The sequence below is a fragment of the Nonomuraea sp. NPDC059007 genome (assembly GCF_042740555.1).
Taxonomy (GTDB): Bacteria; Actinomycetota; Actinomycetes; order Streptosporangiales; family Streptosporangiaceae; genus Nonomuraea.
This window is the reverse complement of the sequence record NZ_JBHYJD010000021.1, coordinates 143,324-165,008: the sequence shown is the minus strand read 5'-3', so window position 1 is coordinate 165,008 and position 21,685 is coordinate 143,324. Positions and strand designations below refer to the sequence as shown.

21 protein-coding genes are annotated in these 21,685 nt (G+C 72.5%); 3 read left to right on the top strand and 18 right to left on the bottom strand.

What is annotated here, in order from left to right:
• Positions 1–2 precede the first annotated feature (2 nt).
• Genes ACFWY5_RS31550 through ACFWY5_RS31515 form a run of 8 tightly spaced genes read right to left on the bottom strand, consistent with a single transcriptional unit; the run spans position 3 to position 8,884 of the window.
• Positions 3–1,109, bottom strand: a complete 1,107-nt coding sequence (locus tag ACFWY5_RS31550; RefSeq protein WP_379636274.1) for a glycosyltransferase — start codon at positions 1,107–1,109, stop codon at positions 3–5.
• Entirely contained in the window at positions 1,106–2,209 is a 1,104-nt protein-coding gene (locus ACFWY5_RS31545) for a GNAT family N-acetyltransferase (protein WP_379614243.1), read from the bottom strand. Before ACFWY5_RS31545 ends, ACFWY5_RS31550 begins: the two co-directional genes overlap by 4 nt.
• The gene (locus tag ACFWY5_RS31540) at positions 2,206–2,850 is read right to left on the bottom strand and encodes a hypothetical protein (protein WP_379636272.1); all 645 of its coding nucleotides are present in this window, start codon (positions 2,848–2,850) and stop codon (positions 2,206–2,208) included. Before ACFWY5_RS31540 ends, ACFWY5_RS31545 begins: the two co-directional genes overlap by 4 nt.
• A complete protein-coding gene (locus ACFWY5_RS31535; protein WP_379614239.1) occupies positions 2,847–3,977 on the bottom strand; it encodes a glycosyltransferase in 1,131 nt (376 codons plus the stop codon). Before ACFWY5_RS31535 ends, ACFWY5_RS31540 begins: the two co-directional genes overlap by 4 nt.
• Positions 3,974–4,678 (bottom strand): polysaccharide deacetylase family protein, encoded by a 705-nt coding sequence (locus tag ACFWY5_RS31530; protein WP_379636270.1) that lies wholly within the window; start codon positions 4,676–4,678, stop codon positions 3,974–3,976. Before ACFWY5_RS31530 ends, ACFWY5_RS31535 begins: the two co-directional genes overlap by 4 nt.
• Positions 4,675–6,204 carry a lipid II flippase MurJ gene (locus ACFWY5_RS31525; RefSeq protein ID WP_379636268.1) on the bottom strand — a complete coding sequence of 510 codons (1,530 nt, stop codon included), beginning with the start codon at positions 6,202–6,204 and terminating at the stop codon, positions 4,675–4,677. The genes ACFWY5_RS31530 and ACFWY5_RS31525 overlap by 4 nt, the downstream gene beginning before the upstream one ends.
• Complete coding sequence (locus ACFWY5_RS31520; RefSeq protein WP_379614233.1) at positions 6,201–7,496, bottom strand: O-antigen ligase family protein; 1,296 nt, start codon at positions 7,494–7,496, stop codon at positions 6,201–6,203. The genes ACFWY5_RS31525 and ACFWY5_RS31520 overlap by 4 nt, the downstream gene beginning before the upstream one ends.
• Positions 7,496–8,884 carry an exopolysaccharide biosynthesis polyprenyl glycosylphosphotransferase gene (locus ACFWY5_RS31515; RefSeq protein ID WP_379614231.1) on the bottom strand — a complete coding sequence of 463 codons (1,389 nt, stop codon included), beginning with the start codon at positions 8,882–8,884 and terminating at the stop codon, positions 7,496–7,498. Before ACFWY5_RS31515 ends, ACFWY5_RS31520 begins: the two co-directional genes overlap by 1 nt.
• A gap of 658 nt (positions 8,885–9,542) precedes the next feature.
• On the opposite strand from ACFWY5_RS31515, the gene ACFWY5_RS31510 reads away from it, so the two are divergent.
• From ACFWY5_RS31510 to ACFWY5_RS31500, 3 genes are all read left to right on the top strand, one after another.
• A complete protein-coding gene (locus ACFWY5_RS31510; RefSeq protein WP_379614229.1) occupies positions 9,543–10,418 on the top strand; it encodes a hypothetical protein in 876 nt (291 codons plus the stop codon).
• A 574-nt stretch (positions 10,419–10,992) separates the two neighbouring features.
• Positions 10,993–11,988, top strand: a complete 996-nt coding sequence (locus ACFWY5_RS31505) for a hypothetical protein (protein ID WP_379614225.1) — start codon at positions 10,993–10,995, stop codon at positions 11,986–11,988.
• 182 nt (positions 11,989–12,170) lie between these two features.
• Entirely contained in the window at positions 12,171–12,386 is a 216-nt protein-coding gene (locus ACFWY5_RS31500) for a hypothetical protein (protein ID WP_379636265.1), read from the top strand.
• Here ACFWY5_RS31500 and ACFWY5_RS31495 read toward each other — a convergent pair.
• The 10 genes from ACFWY5_RS31495 to ACFWY5_RS31450 form a co-directional block, all read right to left on the bottom strand.
• Positions 12,365–13,969 (bottom strand): phosphoenolpyruvate--protein phosphotransferase, encoded by a 1,605-nt coding sequence (locus tag ACFWY5_RS31495; RefSeq protein ID WP_379636263.1) that lies wholly within the window; start codon positions 13,967–13,969, stop codon positions 12,365–12,367. The genes ACFWY5_RS31500 and ACFWY5_RS31495 overlap by 22 nt on opposite strands.
• Positions 13,962–14,240, bottom strand: a complete 279-nt coding sequence (locus tag ACFWY5_RS31490) for an HPr family phosphocarrier protein (RefSeq protein WP_379614219.1) — start codon at positions 14,238–14,240, stop codon at positions 13,962–13,964. The genes ACFWY5_RS31495 and ACFWY5_RS31490 overlap by 8 nt, the downstream gene beginning before the upstream one ends.
• A 12-nt stretch (positions 14,241–14,252) precedes the next feature.
• Positions 14,253–15,248: a zinc-dependent dehydrogenase gene (locus ACFWY5_RS31485; protein WP_379614217.1), complete on the bottom strand. Its 996-nt coding sequence runs from the start codon at positions 15,246–15,248 to the stop codon at positions 14,253–14,255.
• Positions 15,245–15,661 carry a PTS sugar transporter subunit IIA gene (locus tag ACFWY5_RS31480; protein WP_379636260.1) on the bottom strand — a complete coding sequence of 139 codons (417 nt, stop codon included), beginning with the start codon at positions 15,659–15,661 and terminating at the stop codon, positions 15,245–15,247. Before ACFWY5_RS31480 ends, ACFWY5_RS31485 begins: the two co-directional genes overlap by 4 nt.
• Positions 15,654–15,962, bottom strand: coding sequence for a PTS lactose transporter subunit IIB (locus ACFWY5_RS31475; protein WP_379614213.1), 309 nt, complete (start codon positions 15,960–15,962; stop codon positions 15,654–15,656). The genes ACFWY5_RS31480 and ACFWY5_RS31475 overlap by 8 nt, the downstream gene beginning before the upstream one ends.
• A complete protein-coding gene (gene mtlA, locus ACFWY5_RS31470) occupies positions 15,959–17,044 on the bottom strand; it encodes a mannitol-specific PTS transporter subunit IIC (RefSeq protein WP_379636258.1) in 1,086 nt (361 codons plus the stop codon). Before mtlA ends, ACFWY5_RS31475 begins: the two co-directional genes overlap by 4 nt.
• A gap of 2 nt (positions 17,045–17,046) precedes the next feature.
• Positions 17,047–18,234, bottom strand: coding sequence for a 1-phosphofructokinase (gene pfkB, locus ACFWY5_RS31465; RefSeq protein ID WP_379636256.1), 1,188 nt, complete (start codon positions 18,232–18,234; stop codon positions 17,047–17,049).
• Complete coding sequence (locus tag ACFWY5_RS31460) at positions 18,231–18,992, bottom strand: DeoR/GlpR family DNA-binding transcription regulator (protein ID WP_379614207.1); 762 nt, start codon at positions 18,990–18,992, stop codon at positions 18,231–18,233. The genes pfkB and ACFWY5_RS31460 overlap by 4 nt, the downstream gene beginning before the upstream one ends.
• Positions 18,993–19,118: 126 nt before the next feature.
• Positions 19,119–20,702, bottom strand: a complete 1,584-nt coding sequence (locus ACFWY5_RS31455; RefSeq protein ID WP_379636254.1) for an exo-alpha-sialidase — start codon at positions 20,700–20,702, stop codon at positions 19,119–19,121.
• Between the two features lie 126 nt (positions 20,703–20,828).
• Positions 20,829–21,644, bottom strand: a complete 816-nt coding sequence (locus ACFWY5_RS31450) for an SDR family NAD(P)-dependent oxidoreductase (protein WP_379636252.1) — start codon at positions 21,642–21,644, stop codon at positions 20,829–20,831.
• Positions 21,645–21,685: the final 41 nt, after the last annotated feature.

The window sequence follows — 21,685 nt, the reverse complement described above, 5'->3', positions numbered from 1 at the left end:
GGTCAGCCTCGCCCGAGCACTCCGGCGGTCACCCCGGCCAGCACCTCCATGGTCACCCGGGCGTCGAACTCCTTGCTGAGCAGCGCGGCGACCTGGCCCTCGCGCCACGCCGTACCGTCGTGGGAGGACAGGCGGGAGGACAGCGCGCAGGCCAGCCCCCTGAGGTCGCCGGCCGTCACCAACGCCCCGGTCTCCTCGCCGATCACCTCGCGCAGACCGGGGATGTCGAATCCGACGACGGGACGCGCGCTGGCCATCGCCTCCAGCGCGGTCAGCGGCAGCCCCTCCCAGCGGGACGGCATGACCACCAGGTCGCAGGCCGCGTACCAGGGCCGCACGTCGGCGCTGGGCCCGGCGAAGCGGACTCCGGGGGGCGCGTCGGCCTCCAGTTGGGCCTTGAGCTCGCCGTCGCCGACCAGCGCCAGTTGCGCGTCCGGGCACGAGCGCAGCACCCTCGGCCAGGCGCGTAGCAGCAGGTCCTGGCCCTTCTGGCGGGTGAGCCTGCCCACACAGACGGCCAGCCGGGCGTGCTCGGGGACGCCGAGTTCGGCGCGGGCCCGTAGCTGCGCCTCGATGCCGGCGGGGGTGAAGTGGTCGAGGTCGACGCCGTTGCGTACGACGACGAGCCGGGCCGCCACCCCCCGCGCCGCCCCGGCCTCAGCCTCGCCCTCGCCGACGCACACGATCGCGGCCGCCCAGCGCGCGGCGGTGCGCTCCCACGCGATCGCGGTCCTGGCCGTCGCGCCCCGGCAGGCCAGCCACGACCAGCCGTGCGGCTGGAAGAGCGTGGGCCGCCGGCCCCGTACGGCCAGCCGTCCCACCAGGCCCGCCTTGGCGGAGTGCAGGTGAATGATGTCCGGTTCGAGCTCGTCGACGATCCGGCGCAGCGCGACGGTCTCGTCCTTGCACGAGCGCACGGGGGAGCGGGCCGACTCCCAGGCCACGTGCGGGATCCTCTGCTCGGCGAGCCGGTCGGGGAGAGTGCCGCGGGACGGCGCGGCCACCGTGACCCGCCAGCCGCGCCGGGCCTGGTCGGCGGCGGCGGCGCTGACGTAGGCGGCCACGCCCGCCTCGACGGGCTGGCTGACGTGCAGGACGGAGATGGTCATGAGCCGGCCTTCGCTGGGAGGCGTTCCTTGAGCGTGCGGGCGGCGCGGATGCGGGCGCGCACCAGCGCCGCGTAGGGGCCGGCCCGGTGGGTCCTGCCGAAGATCATGCGCCGGTTGCCGATGGCCTTCGCGCCCCACTTGGCCTTGTGCGGCTCGGCTCCGCGCAGCAGGCTCAGCTTCTCCAGCCTGCGCGCGTGCGCCTGGCGAAGACCGTGCCGCAGGACCATGGCGAAGGTGTCGACGCGGGTACGCAGCCAGGGGTCGGCCCCGTACAGGTAGCCACCGGCGAAGTCGGCGCCGATGAGGCAGAAGTCGGCGGCCACGAGGCGCTCGCCGACCCGGAACTCCGTCAGCGCGGCCCGCCCGGTCGCGATGAGCTCGGTGGCGGACCTGGTGAGGTGGGCCTGGAAGCGGGGGCTGAGGTGTTCCTTGTTGATCGGGCGGCCCGCCCATTGCAGGGCGTGCAGGCGCAGGAGGTCCTCCATGGCCGCGGGCACCTGTTCCGGGGTCACCGCGTGCACCTGGAGGTCCAGCTTGTCGATCTTGTAGAGGCCGCGGCGGAGCTTGCCGGCCGTACGCGTGCCGAGCGCGGCGAGCTGGTCCTCCAGCGGAAGGGCGGGCATGTACAGGCAGGAGGAGCCCTCCATGAGCCACCGGCGGCCCGGCCAGCACGCGTGCAACGTCTCCAGGGCGGCGCCCGGCTGGGCCTCGGGGAAGTCCATGACGTCCCAGCCGGGCAGGCCGAGCAGCGCCTCGCTCGCGGTCCTGGCGAGGCCGTCGCGATGCGCCTCGTCCAGGAGTACGTCGGTGTAGTCGGACAGGCCGACGCCCAGCGGGCTCAGCACCCGGCAGCCCCAGCGCCGCGTGCGCATCAGCGGCAGCGCGGCCACCAGCCGGTCCTGGTGGCGCAGCAGCAGGACGTGCAGGCGGGACCGCCCGCCGTACCACTGCCACCAGGAGGTGAGCCAGGCGTGCGACTGGAAGGGCGTGGACGTGGCGCAGCGCTCGTACAGGGCGTCCCATTCCGGCTTCATGGCCGCGAAGGCGCTCGGGTCGGTCACGACGCTGCTCTGGCCGCCGGCCAGGAGGCTGGGCGTCATGCGCCGACCGGCCGCTTGCGTGAGCGCTCGCGGGAGCGGGCGGCGGGCTCGTCGCGGGCGGCGCCCTTGTCACGGCCCTGTCTGGCGGGCGGGGTGACGAGATAGAACAAGCCGCCGAGCAGGAGTCCCGCGGCGCCGCCCACGGTGAGGTTGATGAGCGCGTCGGGGCCCGACGGTTCTTCGGGCGCCAGGGCCTGGGACAGGTTGGCGATGCGCACACCGGTGTCGGTGGCGCGGGCGCCGGCGTAGGTGATGAGCGCCTGGGCCAGCGCGTTGGCCTGACCCGCCGCCTGCGCGGCGTCGGGCGCGGAGGCGGCCAGGCTGATCATCGGGGCGTCGGGGGAGGCGGAGACGCGTACCGTGCGCTGCAGCTCGCCGACCGTACGGGCGGCGAGGCCGGGACGCAGCGCGGCGCCGACGATGGCGGGCTGCGTGGCGATCTTGGTGAAGGCCTGGGCGAACTTCGTCGTCTGCTCGATGCTCGACGGGGCGTCGGCCACCACGACGACGTACGCCTGGGCGGTGTACACGCGGTCGGTCAGCGCGGTGTACAGGAGTCCCGCGCACAGGCCCAGGACGACGGCGCAGCCTTGCGGCCACCACCGCCGGGCAGCGGCGGATACACGGCGGGTCACGCTCATGGTTGCTCTCCCCAGGCTGGCGCGATGGTCTTCGATCGGGATCTTTGCTCGTGCACGCGCAGGTACAGCGCTTCGATGCGGTTGACGTGATGGCCGATGCCGTAGTGGTCCACGGCCTGCGGGGGAAGCTGCCGCGGCGCGCCGGCCGCGATGAGCTCCTCCACGGCCTGCCGGAACGGCTCCGCCGCCGAGGGCAGCCGCCGCGCGTTCGGCGAGGCGCTCGCGGGCAGTTCGTCCAGCGCCGGGCAGGCGCTGTAGAGCACGGGCAGCCCGCACGCCAGCGCCTCGACGATGGCGAGACCGAACGTCTCCTCCTGCGACGGCGCCGCGAAGACGTCCATGGCCGACAGCAGCGCCGGAACCTGGCTGGACTGCCCGGCCAGCACCATCCGGTGCGCGATCCCCAGCCGGCGCGCGTGCGCGACCAGGTTCGCCCGCTCTGGCCCGTCCCCCACCAGCAGCAGTACGGTGTCCGGCAACCCGGCCACGGCCTCGATCAGCACGTCGAACCGCTTGCCCGGCTCCAGCCTGCCCACCCCGCCCACGACCGTGATGTGCGGCGGGATCGTCAGCCGGCTGCGGGTCGTCTCCCGCACGGCCGGGTCGAAGCGGAACGCCCGCGGGTCGATCCCGTTGGCGATCACCTCGATCCGCTGCTCGGGCACCCCCCACCGGACCAGCCGCTGGGCCGCCGCCGACGACACCGCGACCGTCACGTGCCCGAGCCGCTCGCCGGCGCGGGCCATGACGCGCACCGGCGCGGTGATGGGACGGCCCTCCAGGTGCCGCTCGCCGATGGAGTGCTCGCTGGCCACGATCGCGGCCACGCCGGCCAGCCGGGCGACCAGGCGGCCGTACAACCCGGCGCGGAACAGGTGCGTGTGCACCACGTCGTAGCCGCCGCGCTGGACCAGCCGCCACAGCGGGCCCAGGACGCGCAGGTCCCGGTTGCCGGTCATGCCGAGATGGTGGACGGTCACCCCTTCGGCCTGGATGGCCTGGCTGATCAGGCCCGGCTTCGTGAGCGCGGCGACCTCGGCGGTGACGTGGTGGTTGGCCACCAGGTCGCGCAGCTGCCGCTCGGCCCCGCCCGCCTCCAGCCCGGTGATGACGTGCAGCACCTTCATCGCCGGCCCCACTTCCAGTAGTGCAGGGCCCGCTTGACGGTCAGCCGGAGCCGCCGGTCGTCGTCGCTCACGTGGGTTCTGGGCAGGCAGAGCCGGTCCGCCTCGCCGGGCTTGATGCCGCAGGCGTAGGCGTAGCCGGCGGCGCGTACCGCCTCGACGGCCTCGCGGTCGGCGTGGCCGTACGGGTAGGCCAGGCCGAGGACCTCGTGGCCGAGTATCGCCTCCAGGTCCGTGCGGCTGGTCTTGACCTCGTGGTAGAGGTCCCCGGTCGGGGCGCCGGCCAGCGACAGGTGCGTCTGGGTGTGGGAGGCGACCTCCATGCCCTCGCCGGCGACCTGCCTGAGCTGTTCCGCGGTCATGAGCGGTTTGCGCGGGCCGAGGGGATCCCAGGCGTTGTCGCCTCCCAGGCGGCCGGTGACGGCGAAGACCGTGGCGGTGAAGCCCTGGCGCAGGAGCACCGGCAGGGCGTGGGTGGCGAAGTCGGCGTACCCGTCGTCGAAGGTGAGGCCGACGAGGCGGCGGGCCGTACCCTCGCGCTGGGCGTGCAGGAGCTCGCGCATGGACACGCCGCGCAGCCCCCGCCCGCGCAGCCACGCCATCTGCGCGGCGAAACGGGCGGGTCTGACGGTGATGAGGTACGGATCCTCGTCGAAGTCGTCGACCGAGTGGTACATCAGGACCTGCTGCCTGGTTGGGCTCACAATCGCACTCCCCCTTCGCGGGGCCTCAGCGCGTCGCCGAGGTCCCGCCTGGAACCGGTGAGTAGTGCCGCGGTGACGAAGACCGCCATGGTGACGGCGGCCTGGCACGGCACGGCGACGATCAACGAGAGGTCCGCGGTGATCGGGCGGACCAGGAAGGAGACGCCCGCCGCGACGGCGGCCGCCGCGGAAAGGCGGCCGACGGACACGAGCAGCGCGCGCTTGGGCAGCACCAGCAGCGGCGCGCCGAGCCCGCCCAGCAGGAGCGCGGCCGTCAGGCTGATGCCCGCCGCGTTGGCCAGCGCGACCCCGCCCACCCCGAGCGGGACCGCCAGGAACGGCGCGGCGGCCGCGGTGAGCGCCAGACCCGCGGCCATGGCGGCGGCCGGGTACCAGGAGGGCCGGGAAGCGCAGAAGTAGACCCGGCACAGCACGCCGACCACGGCCTGGCCCAGCAGCCCCAGGCAGTACAGGCGCATGCTCCACGCCGTCGCGGCGGTGTCGTCCGGGGTGAAGGCGCCGTGCTCCAGCAGCAGGCCCACCACGCCGGGCGCGTGCGCGACCAGGAACGCCGTGGCCGGCAGCACGATCGCGGCGGCCACCCACGTGTCCGCGAGCACCCGCCGGCCGGCGCCCGCGCCGTCACCGGCGGCGACGCAGCGGGCCAGGACCGGGAAGGAGACCGTGGCGAGGATGAGCGAGGCCACCATGGGCACCTGGGCGATCTTCTGCGCGTAGTTCAGGTAGGAGATCGAGCCGGGCGGCAGCGAGGAGGCGACGAACCGCTCGACGAACACCTGCGCCTGGCGCAGCAGGGTGAAGGCGGCGATGGGCGCGAAGACCGTCCAGGAGATCGACGTCGCGAGGCCGGTCCTGACCGGGGTTCCGATGTGCCGGATGAAGGACGGGGCCTGGATGAGCGCCATGAGCAGGCCGCCGGCCGCCACGCCGCACGCCACCGCGGTGATTCCCCAGCCGTCGTGGCCGATGGCGATGGCGCCGACGATGGCGGCGTTGTAGGCCAGGTAGATGGCGGCGGGCGGGCCGAAGATCCGCTGGGTACGCAGCGCGGCGCTGCAGAACCCGGCCAGCCCGAAGCCCAGCACGGTCAGCGAGGTGATCTGGGTGCACCGGGTGGCCAGGTCGTGCTCCTGGATGCCCGGCGCCAGGCCGCGCGCGATGAGCGGCGCGGCGGCGGCCGTGGCCGCGCTCAGCAGCACGAACGCCAGGACGGCCTTGGGCAGCGTGGCCCAGACGACCTCGCGCAGCGACCGGCCCTCCTCCACGGAGCGGCTGAAGTAGGGGATGAGCAGGAACGACAGCGCGCCTTCTATGAGCAGGGGCGCGGCCGTCTCCGGGATGGTCCAGGCGACCATGAAGGCGTCGGTGCCCGCGCTGGCGCCGAAGACGCCCGCCACCAGGAGGTCGCGGGCGAACCCGGACGCCGAGCCGGCGATGACCAGCAGCATGGTGACCGTGGTGGCCCTGGCCAGCGGGCCGCGGGTCTCCTCGGTGGTGGCGCTCATGCCGTGTCCGCCGCGACCACCCAGGACAGCAGTAGGCCGATCATGATCGACATGACGACCGTGGGGGATCCGCCCACGTCGGCGTAGACGAAGTCGACGAGCTGCCAGGTCAGGAAGCCCGCCGCGCACAGCCCCGCGGCCCGCTGGGCCGAGGTGCGGGCGCGCCGGGCCCGCTTGGCCGCCAGCACGGCGAGACCGGCCCACAGCAGCGCGAAGGCGGTGAGCCCGAGAAGACCCTGCTCGCTCAGCACCAGCAGGTACATGTTGTGCGGGGAGCGCAGCTCCTGCCGCTGGAATCCGTTCACGGGGTCCGCGGTGTCGCTACTGGCCGAGACGTGCAGGGGCGCGTAGTTGTCGCGCCAGGCCGCGAAGCCGCGCGGGCCCACGCCCAGCAGCGGATGGTCGTGCCACATGCCCGCGGCCGTCTCCCACAGGCCGTACCTGTCGTTGACCGACTGGTCAGGCTGGGAGACGACGGAGGTCATGGAGGCCAGCCGCTGGGTGACGGTCCCCGAACCCCAGCCGCCGAACACCACGAGGCCCAGCACGAGCGCCCCGGCGAGGGCGCCGCCGACGGCCCTCCTGCTGCCCGACAGCAGGATCATGACGACGCCGGCCATGAGCCACGCCAGCCACGCGCCCCTGCTGAGTGACAGGGCAAGCGCCGCCAGCAGGACGAGCAGGACCAGCGCCGCGGCGACCCGTGGCCGTCCGCGCGTGGTCAGCGCCAGGGCCAGCGCCACGATCGCGCCGTAGCAGACGATGGTGGCCATGCCCATGACGTCGACGGCGCCGAACGTGCCGATCGCCCTGATGCTCTGCCCGCCGTAGGAGGCGCCGCTGCCCGAGTACGCCTGCCAGCACCCGAGCAGCGCCTGAACCAGGGCCGCGCCGAGCACCGCGGCGGCCACCAGCCGCCGGTCCACCTCGTCGCGGACGACGATCGCCATGGCCAGCGGCACGATCACGAAGATCTCGAGGTAGCGCACGAACCCCGGCAGCGCCGCGACCACGTCCACGGCGGCGAGCGTCGCCGCCGTCACCGCGACGGCGGGCGGAGCCAGCAGGTACGCCCGCCTGGGCAGCCGGAGCCGCCCCCTGAGCGCGTGGACGAGCGCGGCCACCACCAGGCAGCCGGCCGCCACGTCGGCGGCGGTCACGTTGAAGGACGAGTCGAGCTGGGCCCGTTGCTGCGGCACGCACACCAGCGCCACCGCCAGCACCGCCAGGACGCCGGGCCGCTGCCAGTGCGGCGCGTGCGGGGAGGAGCGCGGCCGCAGGGCGAGCGCCACTACGCGCCGCCCAGGCGCAGCACGCAGCCGATCGTCTTGAGCGCGATCTTCACATCCAGGCCGAACGACCAGGTGTCGATGTAGTGGTTGTCCAGGCGCGCGCGCTCCTCGATGGAGGTGTCACCGCGCAGGCCGTGCACCTGGGCCCATCCGGTGATCCCGACGGGCACCCGGTGGCGGCGGTCGTAGCGCTCGACCGTCTTCGAGAACTGCTGCACGAAGTACGGCCGCTCCGGCCGCGGGCCCACGATGCTCATGTCGCCGGTGACCACGTTCCACAGTTGCGGCAGCTCATCCAGCGACGTCTTGCGCAGGAAGCCGCCGAACGGGCCGCTGAGGCGGCTCTGGCTCACGGTCCACTGGGTGGCCGAGTCCCGCGCGCTGGCCGGCTTGAGCGTACGGATCTTCAGCATGTCGAAGCAGCGCCCGCCCATGCCGACCCGCCGCTGGCGGAACAGCACGCCCGGCCCGCCTTCCAGCCGGACGCCCAGCAGGCACAGCCCCAGCACGGGCGCGAGCACGAGCAGCGCGAGCAGGGCCAGCGTGACGTCACAGACGCGCTTGGCGATCCAGTACGGCCGGCGCTGCGCGGGCGGCCGCATGTCCATCAGCGGGAAGCTCTGAAGCTGCCGGCCCGGCGCCACGAAGTCCTGGACGAGGTCGTCCGGTCCGGGGGCGAGCATGATCTGGCACCCGGTGGCCCTGATCTCCTGCAGCACGGCCCGCGAGATCGGCGGCTGCCCGGCCAGGATGACGACGCTGACGGCCGAGCGCCGCAGCATCTGGGCGCAGGTGGAGTAGGTGGCCAGCACCGGCAGGTCGTCGGCGGGGCCGTGGGCCGACGCGCTGGCGCCGACCAGGCCGATGGGCTCGATGCCGTGCTCGGGGTGCTGCAGGAGTGTCCTGGCCAGCCGTACGCCGTGCTCGCCGGTGGAAAGGATCACGGCCTTGCGGGGCGCGCGGCGCCGGGCCGCGACGTGCCGCCAGGCGCGTGCGGCGCCGTGGGCCAGGGCCATGAGCGCGGCGTAGCAGAGGCCCGCCAGCAGCCAGGCCGCGGACGGCGGCGCGGGGACGGGCGAGCACAGCCACGCCTCCAGGCTCAGCGTGCACAGAGCGGCCGCCGCCCAGCCCGTGAACCGGGCTCTGGGCAGCAGGATGTGCAGGGCGACCGCGATCGCGACCGCCGCCGCGACGTTGGTCAGCCGCCAGCCGGTGACGCTCGTCGCGGCCAGCAGGCAGGCGGCCAGCAGGCCGAGCTGGGCGGCTCGCCGGGTGAGGTCGCGCAGGGGGAAGTCGGGTCGAGCTGAGGCGGGCGCCTCGGGTGCCATCGCGGGCTCGGAATCCAGGAAGTCCTCAGTCGGTTCGCTGGTGCCAACAGCTACGGTCATCTGTTGCCTCCAAGGTCGCGGTCACACGCCAGTGCTGCGGGATGAGGGGTAGTGGCAGGGGCTGGCAGTCGTGGCTGTTTCTCTGCAGGCGCTTGTGCGAGGACACAAGAATGGCGTTCATTCGCGCCCCAAGATCGTTGAGATGGTATCGGCGCGAGCGTTGGAACTGGCCGATGGAAGGCTCGCGCGGGGTTCATGGGTGGGCAAATCTTTCGCCACTGCCAGCCGCGCTGGAATTGTGGCGCGCGACTGTGCGAGTTATTCAATGCCCGCGCGGAGCAAACGGACAACTTCTTTGTTCTCGGCAATACGGCCAGAGCAGGCCTTGTCCCGTGAAGACGGACATGCCGTCAGGCGCGGCGCCGGTCGATGAAGAAGTCGCAGGCGAATTAACTGTGGTAATCGGCGGCTGATTAAGGCAAAGCCTGTGCCCACATAGTTCAACGTCGTCGGATGGGGCCGAGACGCGGTGATAGAACTTTCCCGGTAGCTCGGTCGCGATAGCGCTTTGTGCGGTGTCCACAGGGCGCACGTCGCGGCATTCGGAGTAATCGGTTCGTAGGTCATGCGTAATCGCGAACACGTCCGATCACAGCCCGGAAAGGCAATCATGAATCGCATAGTCAAAAGCACGGCCATAGCTGTGGCCTGCCTGGGAATGGCAGCGGCGCTGGCCGGACCCGCCATGGCCGCGGCCAGGAGCGGCGGGGACCCGCTCGGCGGCCTCCTCGGCGGAGGCGGCGGCGGCAGCCTGCTCGGCGGGAAGGGGCAGAACCCGCTGATGTCGCTCACGAGCCCGCTCGCGGGGCTCACCCAGAGCAACAACCCGGTGGACGGGCTCACCCGTTCCGCTGACGGCACGGCCCGTTCCGTGGAGGGCGCGGCGCGCCTTCTCCCCCAGGGGACCTTCCGTAACGGCCTGCCGCTGAACGAGGCCTCCAACGCCGCCGGTGTGGAGCACCGCGACCCGCTGGCGCCGGCCCTCACCGGCGCGGCGAGCTCGCCGCTGGACTTCGCGCTGCTGGACGGGCGCGAGGTCGTCGGTCTTGAGCACCAGGACGAGCCGGTGCCGGGTGTCGTCAGCTCCCTGACCGGGCGCGCCGACGAGATCCTGCACGCCCCCGCGCTCGAGCCCGCCGCCGAGGCGGCGATGCCGCAGATCACCGAGCGCCTGTCCGGTCACGCCGACCACGCGGCGTTCATGACGAAGACCGCCGCCCACCAGGTCGGCTCCGTCTCCGCGCACGATCTGCTCAGCGGCCCGAACGCGGCGCTCAGGTCCGCGCTGCCCGAGGCGGTGTCCACCGAGCTGGCTCCCATCGTGGGCAGCCCCGAGGTCAGGCAGCCGATGGCGCAGCGCGCCGCCGGCCCGCGGACCGACGTCCCGCTCGACGAGATCGCCCCGCTCGTCGAAGGCCCGCTCGCCGCGACGCCGCTGGCGAAGTCGAAGGGCGCTCCTGAGGCTGTGGGAGACGCGCTGGGGGCCTCGGTCCCGACGACCGGCGCCGTCGGCGACATGGCAGCGGCTCACTAGAGTCACTCCCTGGTGCGCTGAAGGAACCACAGGCCCTTCGCCGCACAGAGCAAGCAGCCCCCCATCCGTCTTCCGCACCCGTCCGGCGTCATGGTGCCTTTCGCCGGGCGTGAACAGATCGGCTGCGGTCACGACCTGCCCGCGCCGCTGTGCGCGGTGGGATCTGACCTGGTGACGTCGATGCCCTCGCTGTTGGAGGGGAACGGGAACATCGGCGCCACGAACTGCTGTGTGGCGTGACAGCTGCGTTCCTGACAGCGCAGCCCGCCGAGCGAGGTGATGGTGCCCGCTTCACCCGAGCCCGGTGGTTTGGCTCACGTGGACAACCGCCGACGGCCGTGCCCGAGCACGGCCGTCGGCCGTCGCGTTTCCCAGGGAAAATTAGCAGAATGCCCGATATAGCTTCTTTCTCCCGCGCAAATCCTCTTTCCTGACAGCGTCCATACCGTGCTTTTCCCATGGCGCCATTGCCCGAGGGTATGACCCGTCGGGGCGCCAGAGACGGAGATGTCGGACTAAGTCAATAAGCGCCCTGAAGATGCATCGCGTACGGCAAGCGAGGAGCGGGGCGGGAATGCGGAAAGTGCTCAGCAGGATCGGTAAAACCGCGGCGGCGGCGGGAATCGCCGCCTTTTGGCTCCTGCCACCCGGCGTGGCCACGGCCAGCCAGAGTTTCGCCGTCGACCTCACCACGGACGGCGTGAGCCAGTTCAACGTCGCCCACACCACGCGTGGCCTGCGACTCGGCCCCCAGCTCGCGGCCACGGCCGCCGAGGGCGAAGAGCGCCAGGGCTTCTACGTCACCACCGCGATCGGCACGCGCTCCCTGGCCAACCGCATCCGGCCGATCATGATGGCCGAGACGCCGCCGGGCGCGGACGTCATGCTCGAACTGCGCGGCCAGACCCGCTCCGCCCGCTGGACGGAGTGGCGGGAGGCCAGGCAGGGCTCCGACGAGGTCGTTCTGCCCGCCTCGTCCACCCAGCTCCAGGCCAGGATCACGCTGACGCAGCGCGGCGCCGGCCAGGGCCCGGAGGTGTACGGCCTGCGCCTGCTGGTCGTCGACCCCGCCCGAGGCCAGCCCCCGGCCGAAACCGAGCCCGCCCCCAAGCCGCTGACCAGCCGCGTCTTCGCCACCCGGATCGGCCAGATCGGCGACAAGACCGCCAACGGCCACACGATCGGCACCACGGACCGCTTCGTCGCCCTGCCCTCAAGGCGGGCACTGAACGCCAACACCACGGAACGCGCCTACGAGGTCAAGATCTGTTACGCCACACGCTGCGTCGTCGCGCCGATCTGGGACGTGGGCCCGTGGAATATCCGCGACGATTATTGGAACGCCGCCGCCACCCGCGATATGTGGGCGGATCTGCCGCAGGGAAAACCCCAGGCACAGGCGGCATATCTCGACGGATACAACGCGGGCCGCGACGACAGGTCGAGAAAGGTGCGCAATCCGGCGGGCATAGACCTGGCGGACGAGCTTTTCTGGCAGGACCTCGGCATGACCACGAATGACTGGGTCGACGTCACATATCTGTGGACGGACGTGGAAGCACTGCTGTGAAACAGGGAGCCCGGCGCGACGCCGGGCTCCCCCATTTTCTTTCTGCGGACGGGGGAACCATCCAGAGTGGCGGTGGGGGCCACGCGGAAAACGGTAGAGCACGGCGGATCCCGCACCGGTCCGTTTTGCGATCCCTTGAGACGCGGTATCCGTTCTGTTGACCGTCGGGACAGTTGCTGGCCATGCTGCGTGAGCAGCGGACCACCACGCTCGCCGCCCTGCACGACCTCAACGCCGCGGCGACGGTCTGCGATCGGCTCCACGTCCTGCACGAAGGGGCGGATCGTGGCCCCGGGGCCGCCGGCGAGGCGCTGACGGCGGGTGCGGGCGGAGGTGGTCGCCCATCCGCTGCCGGGCGGGTGCTGATCGCTTTCGATCACACGACGCCGGTGGCGTGATCCCGCTGTAGCGCAGCTGCCGCACTGGCCCGGCACTCCTCCAGGGTGTGCCCGGCCAGCGCCTCGCGTACGGCGGGGACGCGGACGGCCGACATGGACAGGCTCGTCACGCCCAGCCCGACCAGGACCGGCGCCAGGCGCGGGTCACCGGCGGCCTCGCCGCACACCCCGACGGGCTTGCCCGCGCCACGGCCGGCCGCCGCGCACATCTCCACCAGCCTGAGCAACGCGGGCTGCCAGGGATCGAGCAGGTCGGCCAGGGCGGGATGCTGCCGGTCGGCGGCGAAGGCGTACTGGCCCAGGTCGTTGGTGCCGATGCTGAGGAAGTCGACCTCGGCCAGGATCGCCTCGGCCAGCAGCGCGGCGGCGGGTACCTCGATCATCACGCCCACGCGGCGCACCCCGGCCGCGCGCGCCCGCCCGGCGAAGCGCGCCGCCTCCGGCGGGGTGCTGACCATGGGCGCCATCACCGAGGGTTCCGCGCCGGTGGCGCGGGCCGCCTCGGTGATGGCGGCGAGCTGGGTGTCCAGGACGTCCGGCCGCAGCCGGTCCACGCGCAGTCCGCGGATGCCGAGCGCCGGGTTCGGCTCTGCGGCCAGCTCCAGGAACGGCAGCGGCTTGTCGGTCCCCGCGTCCAGCGTCCTGACGATCGCGTCGGGGACGGCCTTGAACACCGCCGCGTACGCGGCCACCTGCTCCTCGAAGCCCGGGGCCGTCCGGCGATCCAGGAACAGCAGCTCGGTACGGAACAGCCCCACCCCCTCCGCCTCCGGCGCCAGGTCCCCGGCCGTGCCGATGTTGAGCAGCAGCTTGACCGGATGCCCGTCGGCGGTCCGGCCGGGTCCGCGGCTGTGGGCGAGCCTGGCGCGCTTGGCCTCCGCCCGGCGCCTGATCTCCTCGGCGGCCGGGCCGTCGAGGCCGGTACGGATCTCGCCGGTGGCGCCGTCGACGCTCACCAGCGTGCCCTCCTCCAGCGTGCGGGCGCCCGCGCAGGCGACGACGGCGGGAAGTCCTTTGCCACGGGCCAGGATCGCGGTGTGGCTGGTCGGCCCGCCCTTCTCGGTGACCAGCGCCAGCACGTCGTCGCTCAGCCCCGCGGTGTCGGCGGGGGAGAGGTCCTCGGCCACCAGCACGAACGGGTGGCCGGGGTCGGGCACGCCGGGCATCGGCAGGCCCAGCACCGCGGCCACGGCGCGGTTACGCAGGTCGTCGAGGTCGGCGGCACGCTCGGCGAAGTACCCGCCCGCGGCGACCAGGGCGGCGCGATGGCCGGTGAACGCCGCGTCAAGGGCGTGGGCGGCGTCCATGCCGCCGATGACGTGCTCCTCGGCCGCCCGCAGCAGCGTGGGGTCGGCGGCCATCATGGCCTGCGACTCCAGGATGTCGCGGGCCTCGCCACCGGCCCGGCCTGCCCGCCGGTCGAGCTCGGCCGCGACGGCCGACAGGGCGGCCGCCACGGCGGCGGTCCCGGCCTCGGTGGACAGCGGCGGACCGGGAGGCGGGAGCGCGGGCGCGGCGGCCATGAGGAGGACGGGGCCCGCCGTACGCCCCGGGCTGACGCCTAGTCCCCGCAGGTCAGGCATCTGCGGCGTCCAGGTCGCGAGCCAGCATGGCGGCCAGCGCGTCCAGGGCGGACTCGCCCTCTGGGCCGTCGGCGGCCGACAGCGTCACCTCGGTGCCCTGGACCGCGCCCAGCGACAGCACGCCCAGCATGCTGTTGGCCGGGACCTCCTTGCCCGACCCGACGCGGATCTTGACGGGCACGCCCAGCTTCATCGCCGCCTGGACGAACAGCTTGGCCGGTCGCGCGTGCAGGCCCGCCCGCGCGGCCACGGCCACCGTACGCTCTGCCATCTCACTGCTCCTTCACGGCTCGATCGTGACCTTGATCGCCTCGCCCCTGCTGACCAGGGCGATCGCCTCCAGCACGTCATCCAGGCCCAGCCTGTGGGTGATGAGGTCGGCGACCGGAACCTGTCCTGAGGCGATCAGGTCCAGCGCGCGGGCGTTGTGGGCGGGACTCGACCCGTTCGCCCCGACGATGGTCAGCTCCCGGTAGTGCACGAGGTTGGAGTCGCACCGGATGATCGGGTCGTCCTTGGGCAGGCCGCCGAAGAAGCTGATCCGGCCCTGCCTGGCCGCCATCGTCAGCGCCTGCTCCTGTGCGGCCCCCGAGGCGGCCGCGGTGATCACCACGTCGGCGCCGCGCCCGCCGGTCAGCTTGAGCACCTGATCGGCGGCGTCGTCGTCGATCACCGCGTCGGGCTCGACCAGGGCGGCGGCCTTGGCCAGGCGGTCGGCGTTCACGTCGACCAGGAAGACCCTGGCCGCGCCGCGGGCGCGCGCCAGCCGTACGTGGAGGCAGCCGATCGGACCCGCGCCCATCACCACGACGTCGTCCCCGCCGGACACCCGCGCCAGCTCCTGGCCGTTGAGCACGCAGGCCAGCGGCTCGGCCACCGAGGCCTCGGCGAAGGACACCCCGCCGGGGATCGGGTTGACGCCGCCGACGGCGACGACCTTGTCGGGGATCGCCATGTACTCGGCGAAACCGCCGTCGTAGTGGTAGCCCATCGACTCCTGGTTCGGGCAGACCGTCATCCGGCCGCGCCGGCACTCCGCGCACGTGCCGCAGGGGATGGCCGCGATCACCTGGACGCGTTCGCCCGTGCCCACGACCTCCCCGGCGATCTCGTGGCCCATCACCCTCGGCGGCGCGATGTGGTGGTGGCCGTGCTTGTAGATCTTCGCGTCGGTGCCGCAGGTCGAGCAGTTGCGCACGCGGATCACCAGGCCGCCCTCGGGGCGCGGGGCCTCTTCGATCCTGATGTCGCCTGGGGCGTGGAAACGGGCGACCTTCACGTGAGCTCCTTCATGACGGTCTCGACGTCGGGGGCCTCGCGCAGCGTGCGGGCCCGATCGGGATCGAGCAGGATCTCGGCGAGTCCGGCCAGCAGCGCCACGTGGCCGTCGCCCTTGGCGGCGATGCCGACGCAGAGCGTGACCCGCTCGCCGTCCCAGTCGATCCCGGCGGGGAAGCGGAGCACGCAGATCGCGTCACGCAGCACGTGCTCCTTGGACATGCCGTGCGGGATCGCCACGCCCTCGCCGACGTAGGTGGAGATGGAGCGCTCGCGCTCCAGCATCGCCTCCACGTACGGCCGCGCCACCGCCCCTGTCTCCACCAGCACCTCACCGCACCGGGCGACGGCCTCCTCGCGGGTCGCCGCCTTCTCGTGCAGGAGTACGGCTCGCGCCTCCAGCACCTCACGCACCGACGGTCCCGCCCTTCTTGATGGTCTCGACGAGCCGGGTGACGGCCGGATCGCCGAGGAAGATCTGGAAGGGGATGATGACCTTCCCCGGCGCCCCCGCCCGGGCGCGGGCGGCGAGCCCCGCGTGGGTGAGCACCACGTCGGCGTCGTCGGGGATGGAGTTGACCGGAGTGTGCTCCACCAGGACGCCGGTGCCCTTGAGCTGCTTGCGTACGGTGGTGGCGAGCATGACGCTGCTGCCCATGCCGGCGTCGCAGGCGATCACGATCTTGCGGATGTCCTTGCTCTCGATGCTGCTCATGCCGTTGCGACCTCTTCCTTCTCTTCTTCCTTCTTCTCGCCCCGCCCGAAGCCGAGCAGGAGGGCGGCGATGACGAAGCTGGCCGCGGTCGACAGCAGGATGCCCGCCCCCACTCCGAGCCAGCCGCCCCTGGGCGTCACCGTGAGGTAGGCGAAGATGCTGCCCGGCGAGGGCGGCGCCACCAGGCCGGAGCCGGTGATCATGAACGTGAAGATGCCGACCGCGCCGCCCGCGATGACCGCGAGGATCAGGCGGGGCTTCATCAGCACGTACGGGAAGTAGATCTCGTGGATCCCGCCGAAGAAGTGGATGATGATCGCCGCCGGGGTGGTGGGCCGCATGACCCTGGGGCCGAAGAACATGAAGGCCAGCAGCAGGCCGAGCCCCGGGCCCGGGTTCGACTCGAGCATGAACAGGATGGACTGCCCGGTCTTGGCCGCCTCGGCGACGCCGAGCGGGCCGAGCACGCCGTGGTTGATCGCGTTGTTGAGGAACAGCACCTTGGCCGGCTCGATGAGCAGCGAGGCGGCGGGCAGGAGGCTGTTGCCGATCAGCCACCCGACCGCCCCGCCCGCGGCGTCGGTGACGACCTTGACGATCGGGCCGATGCCCCAGGCGCCGAGCAACGCCATCGCGCCGCCCACGATGCCGGCGGTGAAGTTGTCGACCAGCATCTCGAAGCCGGCCTTGGTGCGGTCCTCGGTGAACCCGTCCACCAGCTTGAGGACGTACGCGGCCAGCGGGCCGATGATCATCGCGCCGAGGAACATGGGGATGGTCGCGCCGACGATCAGCCCGACCGTCGCGACCGCGCCGACCACCGCGCCACGCTGGCCGTGGACCATCCGGCCGCCGGTGTAGCCGATGAGGATCGGGAGCAGGGTGCTGATGATCGGGGTGACGAGCTTGGCGAAGTCCTCGTTCGGCAGCCAGCCGGTCGGGATGAACAGGGCCGTGATGAGGCCGAAGGCGATGAACGCGCCGATGTTCGGCATGATCATGCCCGCTAAGTAGCCTCCGATGCGCTGGATGGTGGCCTTGACGCCGGTCCCGGTGACCGGAGGGGTGTAGGTGTCGGCCATGGTTACTCTCCCAGGGGGGTGGACGGATCTGCGGGAAGCAGCCGGACACGGTCGCGGCGGATGTCGGAGGGGTGGGGCATGCGGCTCCCGGGCAGCTCCACGGCGGCGGCAGCCCAGGCCAGGGCCTCGCGTAACGCGCGTTCGCAGGCGACCGGATCAGCCAGGAGCGCGTCCCCCGGGGAGCCGTACGGCCGGGCGGAGCGGGACGGGCCGGCTGTGCCGGACACGTCGGCTGCGCCGGACAAGTGGGCTGAGCGGGGCAGGTCGGCTGTGCCGGACAAGTGGGCTGAGCGGGGCAGGTCGGCTGTGCCGGACAAGTCGGCTGAGCCGGACAAGTCGGCTGAGCGGGACGGGCCGGCTGAGCGGGACAAGTGGATTGTGCGGGGCGGGTGGGCTGTGCGGGAGAGGTGGGCCAGGAAGCCGGCCAGCATGGCGTCGCCGGCGCCCACCGTGCTGCGGGGTTCTTCGACGCGGCAGTCGCCGTACCAGACACCGTGCTCCGCGACCAGGACGGCGCCGGCCGCGCCGAGGCTGGCCAGCACCGAGCGCGCGCCGGCGGCGCGCAGCTTCTCCGCGGCCTCCACGGCGTCGCCCAGGCGGGTGATCGGACGGCCGGTCACGTCGGCGAGCTCGTCGCGGTTGGGCTTGACCAGCGCGGGACCGGCGGCGACCGCGGCCATGAGGGCGGGGCCGCTGGTGTCGACGGCCACGTGGATGCCCGCGCCGGTGAAGCGGCGGCAGAGCACGGCGTAGACGTCCTGGGGGACCGACGGCGGCAGGCTGCCGGAGGCGACCACCCAGTCGGCCGAGTGCGCGGCGGACAGGACGGCCTCGGCGACGGTGTCGAGCTCGTCGGCCGACAGCGCGGTGCCCGGTTCATTGATCTTGGTGACGGTGCCGTCGGGCTCGGCCAGGGCCACGTTCGAGCGGGTGGCGCCCCTGACCGGGACCATCACCATCTCCAGGCCCTCGTCGGCCAGGAGGTGGACCAGCCGCCTGCCCTCGTCGCCGCCGAACGGCACCACCGCGCACGAGACGACGCCGTTGGCGAGGAGGGCTCGGGAGACGTTGACGCCCTTGCCGCCGGGGTCGAGCCTGGCCGCTCCGGCCCTGATCACCGCGCCGCGGGTCAGTTCGCCGACCTCGATGGTGCGGTCGAGGCTCGGGTTGAGCGTCAGGGTGAGGATCATGCGCGGACCACCTCGAGCCCCGCCTGCGCCAGGTCCGCGGCGGTGGCCGGGTCGAGGCCGGTGTCGGTGATCACCACGTCGATCTCGTTCAGTGTGGCGAAGCGGGAGAGGTAGGTGTTGGTGAACTTGGTGTGGTCGGCGAGCAGCACGCTCCGCTCGGCGGCCGCGATCATCGCCCGCTTGATCGCCGCCTCGGCCGGGTCGGGCGTGGTGAGGCCCTTGGCGACCGAGCAGCCGTTGGTGGCCATGAACGCCACGTCCACGTGCAGGTCGGCCAGCGGGCGCAGCGCCCAGTCGTCGACCGTGGCCAGCGTACGCCCGCGTACCCGGCCGCCCAGCATGATCACGGTGAGGTTGGCCCGGGTGGCCAGGACCGTGGCCAGCGGCGGGGAGTTCACGACCACGGTCAGTTCCCGGTCGGCCGGCAGCACCTGGGCCAGGCGGCCGGTCGTGGTGCCCGCATCGATGATCACGGAACCGTCGTCGGGCAGTTCGGCGAGGGCGGCCTTGGCGATGCGTTCCTTCTCGGCGGTCATCACCTCGTCGCGGGCGGCCAGCGCGGGCTCGAAGCCGAGCCGCTCGACCGGGATGGCCCCGCCGTGCACGCGGCGCAGCACACCGGCCCGCTCCAGCACGGTGAGGTCGCGGCGGACGGTCTCCGTCGTGACGTCGAAGCTCTCGGCCAGTGCCACGACGTCCACGCGACCGGCCTCGCGCGCCCTGCGCAGGATCTCCTGCTGGCGCTCCTCGGCGTACATGCTGTTGGTTCACCGCCGTTTCCATGTGGTTTCACTTTGTTTTAGACCTGTATATGTTGTTCGTCAAGGTCTGGACAGCGAAAAGGGCGCGCGATCCTGATCGGATCACGCGCCCTCCGCCGGCTTCTAGCCGGTGAAGCCCGTCGGGGCGACACGGACCGCGACTTCGGTGAGCATCGCGTGGCCGTTGCCGGTCGTGTCGGTGATGGTCACGCGCACGTACCTGGCCTCGCGCGGCGCCGCCAGCGTGGTCCAGTCGAGCGTGTCGGTGCGGGCCATCGTGTACGCGCGCACCTGCTGCCAGTCGCCGGACCCGGTCGCCGACACCTCGACCTTGGCCGACTCGTGGTAGCCGGGCTTGAGCACGACCCCCACCCCGGTGATCGGGTACGGCCCGCCGAGATCGGCCTGCCAGTAACGGGCGGGCGGCGCGGCGGTCCCGGCCCCCGCGGCGTGCCAGTAGGTGAGGTCACCGTCGATCGGCCCCAGCGGTCCCATCGACGGCCGGCTCGGCGCGGTGTGGGTGAGGTCGGTGGACACGGTCAGCGTCCCCGCCTGGTGCAGCGCGGCCAGGTCGAGCCGGTCCGGGGCAGGCGTGATGTGGTTGCCGCCGAGGATGCCCTGGCCCCGGTCGTAGTAGACGGTGAGGACGCGGCCGTCGGCGAGCTGGACGCTGCCCGGGTAGCTCATGTCGGAGAAGATGCCGGGGTTGCGGTAGATGAGCTGGCTCTGGGTGGCGGACCAGCCGCGCGAGTCGATGTACATGCGCCCGGCCACGGGACGGCCGCCGACCCAGGTCGCCGACTGGTCTCCGTACGTCAGCAGGTGGCTGCCGCCGCGCAGCTTGAGCAGGTGCGGCGCGTGGCCCTTGAGCGTGGGCTCGTCGACCGGGGCGCTCCAGGTGTCGCCGCCGTCGTAGGAGTGGCTGACGCGCATCACGTCGCCGTTGTTGGAGGTCCTGGCCACCATCATCACGTGGCCGCCGCCGAGGTTGGCCAGGGCGGGCTCGGCGTAGCCGATGGTGGTGCCGGGGACGTAGACGGGGCCCTCCCACATGGCCACACGTTCGTCACTCTTGGCCCAGGTCAGGCCGCCGTCCCGGCTGCGCAGGACGTGGGCGCCGGCGCCGCCCAGGGAGCCGGAGTAGTGGCGGTAGCCGTACACGGGGAGAAGGATGTCGCCGTTGTCGAGCTCGACCATCTCGCCGTTGACGGCGACGCTGGCCTTGCCGCTGTCGTACATGAGGCTGGGTGGCATGATCGGCGCCGACCAGGTGACGCCGTTGTCGGTGGAGCGCTTGACGTAGACCTGGCGGCGGTTGCCGCGTGAAGGCCGGTAGTCGTAGTAGGCCATCAGCAGGGTGCCGTCGCGCAGGACGGTGAGGCTGGGCTCCTTCACGTCGACGGTCAGCGGGTCGGGGTCGCTCGCGATGACCTGCTGGGCGGACCAGGTCTGGCCGCCGTCGGTGCTGCGCCGGGCGGCGATCGCGCCCGAGTGGGAGTGGGAGACGCTCCAGCTGTAGGCGAGGTAGAGGTCGCCGTTGGCGAGCGTGACGATGGACGGGAACCAGGGGCACTCGACGGTCTCGTTCTGCTCCCGGGTCAGGGCGGGGTCCCACGGGCGGCAGGTGCTGTTGCCGGGGCTGATGATCTGGACGTCCGGCGTGCTGGTCAGGAGCAGGGTGGCGACGGCTAACGCCTTGAGGAACATACGACCTCCTGGGGGTTGCCGCGATCGAACGCGAAATCCCGTTCCATGTCAACGTGAAAGGTTGTTCCATGTATAAACTGGCCGCGATCGTCGACCGGCTCGTGCTGCCCGCCCTGGGCAGGCCGTTCAGTACAGCCTGACGAGCTGAGCGGTGACGCACCGCGCCTGCTCGGAGGCGAGGAACGTGATCACGTCCGCCACGTCCTCCGGCTGCCCGATGTGCCCCAGCGGGCTGAGCCCGCGCAGCGTCGCCTCGTCCTCCTTCTTGATCCACCCGGTGTCGGTGACCGCCGGGTAGACCATGTTGGCGGTGATGCCGTACTTGCCCAGTTCGTGGGCGGCCGACATCGTGTAGTTTTCCTGGGCCGCTTTCGCCGCGCCGTACGAGACCTCGGTGGGGAAGCCGCCGGGGCCGCCCGAGGTGAGGCCGATGATCCGCCCCCAGTCCGCCTTCCGGGCGATGTGGCGGGTGGCGAACTCGGCGATCAGCAGGGCCACCGCCCGCGCGTCCACCGCGAACTGGCGGTCGTGACCGGCCGCGTCCACCAGCAGCAGCGGGCGGCCGAGGTCGTCGGCGGCGCGCGGCTCGAAGGTGTTCCCGATCCAGCCGGTGGCGTTGTTGACCAGGATCTCCACCGGCCCCAGCGTCTCCTCGGCCCGCTCGAAGAGCGCGCGGGGCGCCTCCGGGTCGGACAGGTCCGCCTCCGCCGACTCGGCCACCCCGCCCGCCCGCCGGATCCGCTCGACCACCTCGTCGGCGCTCGCGGCGCGCAGCTCGTCGTACTGGGCGGGGAAGGCCGGGTGGTCCACCGGCTCCAGCCGCTTGTACGTCAGGAAGACCGCGACCCCCTGCCCCGCCAGCGCGACCGCGGTGGCGGCCCCGATCCCCTGATTGGCGCCCGTCACGAGCGCCACACGTCCACGCAGCCCGGTGTCGATCATCCCGCCATCATGCCCAGCCGCCGCGGTCCGCCGCCAACGAC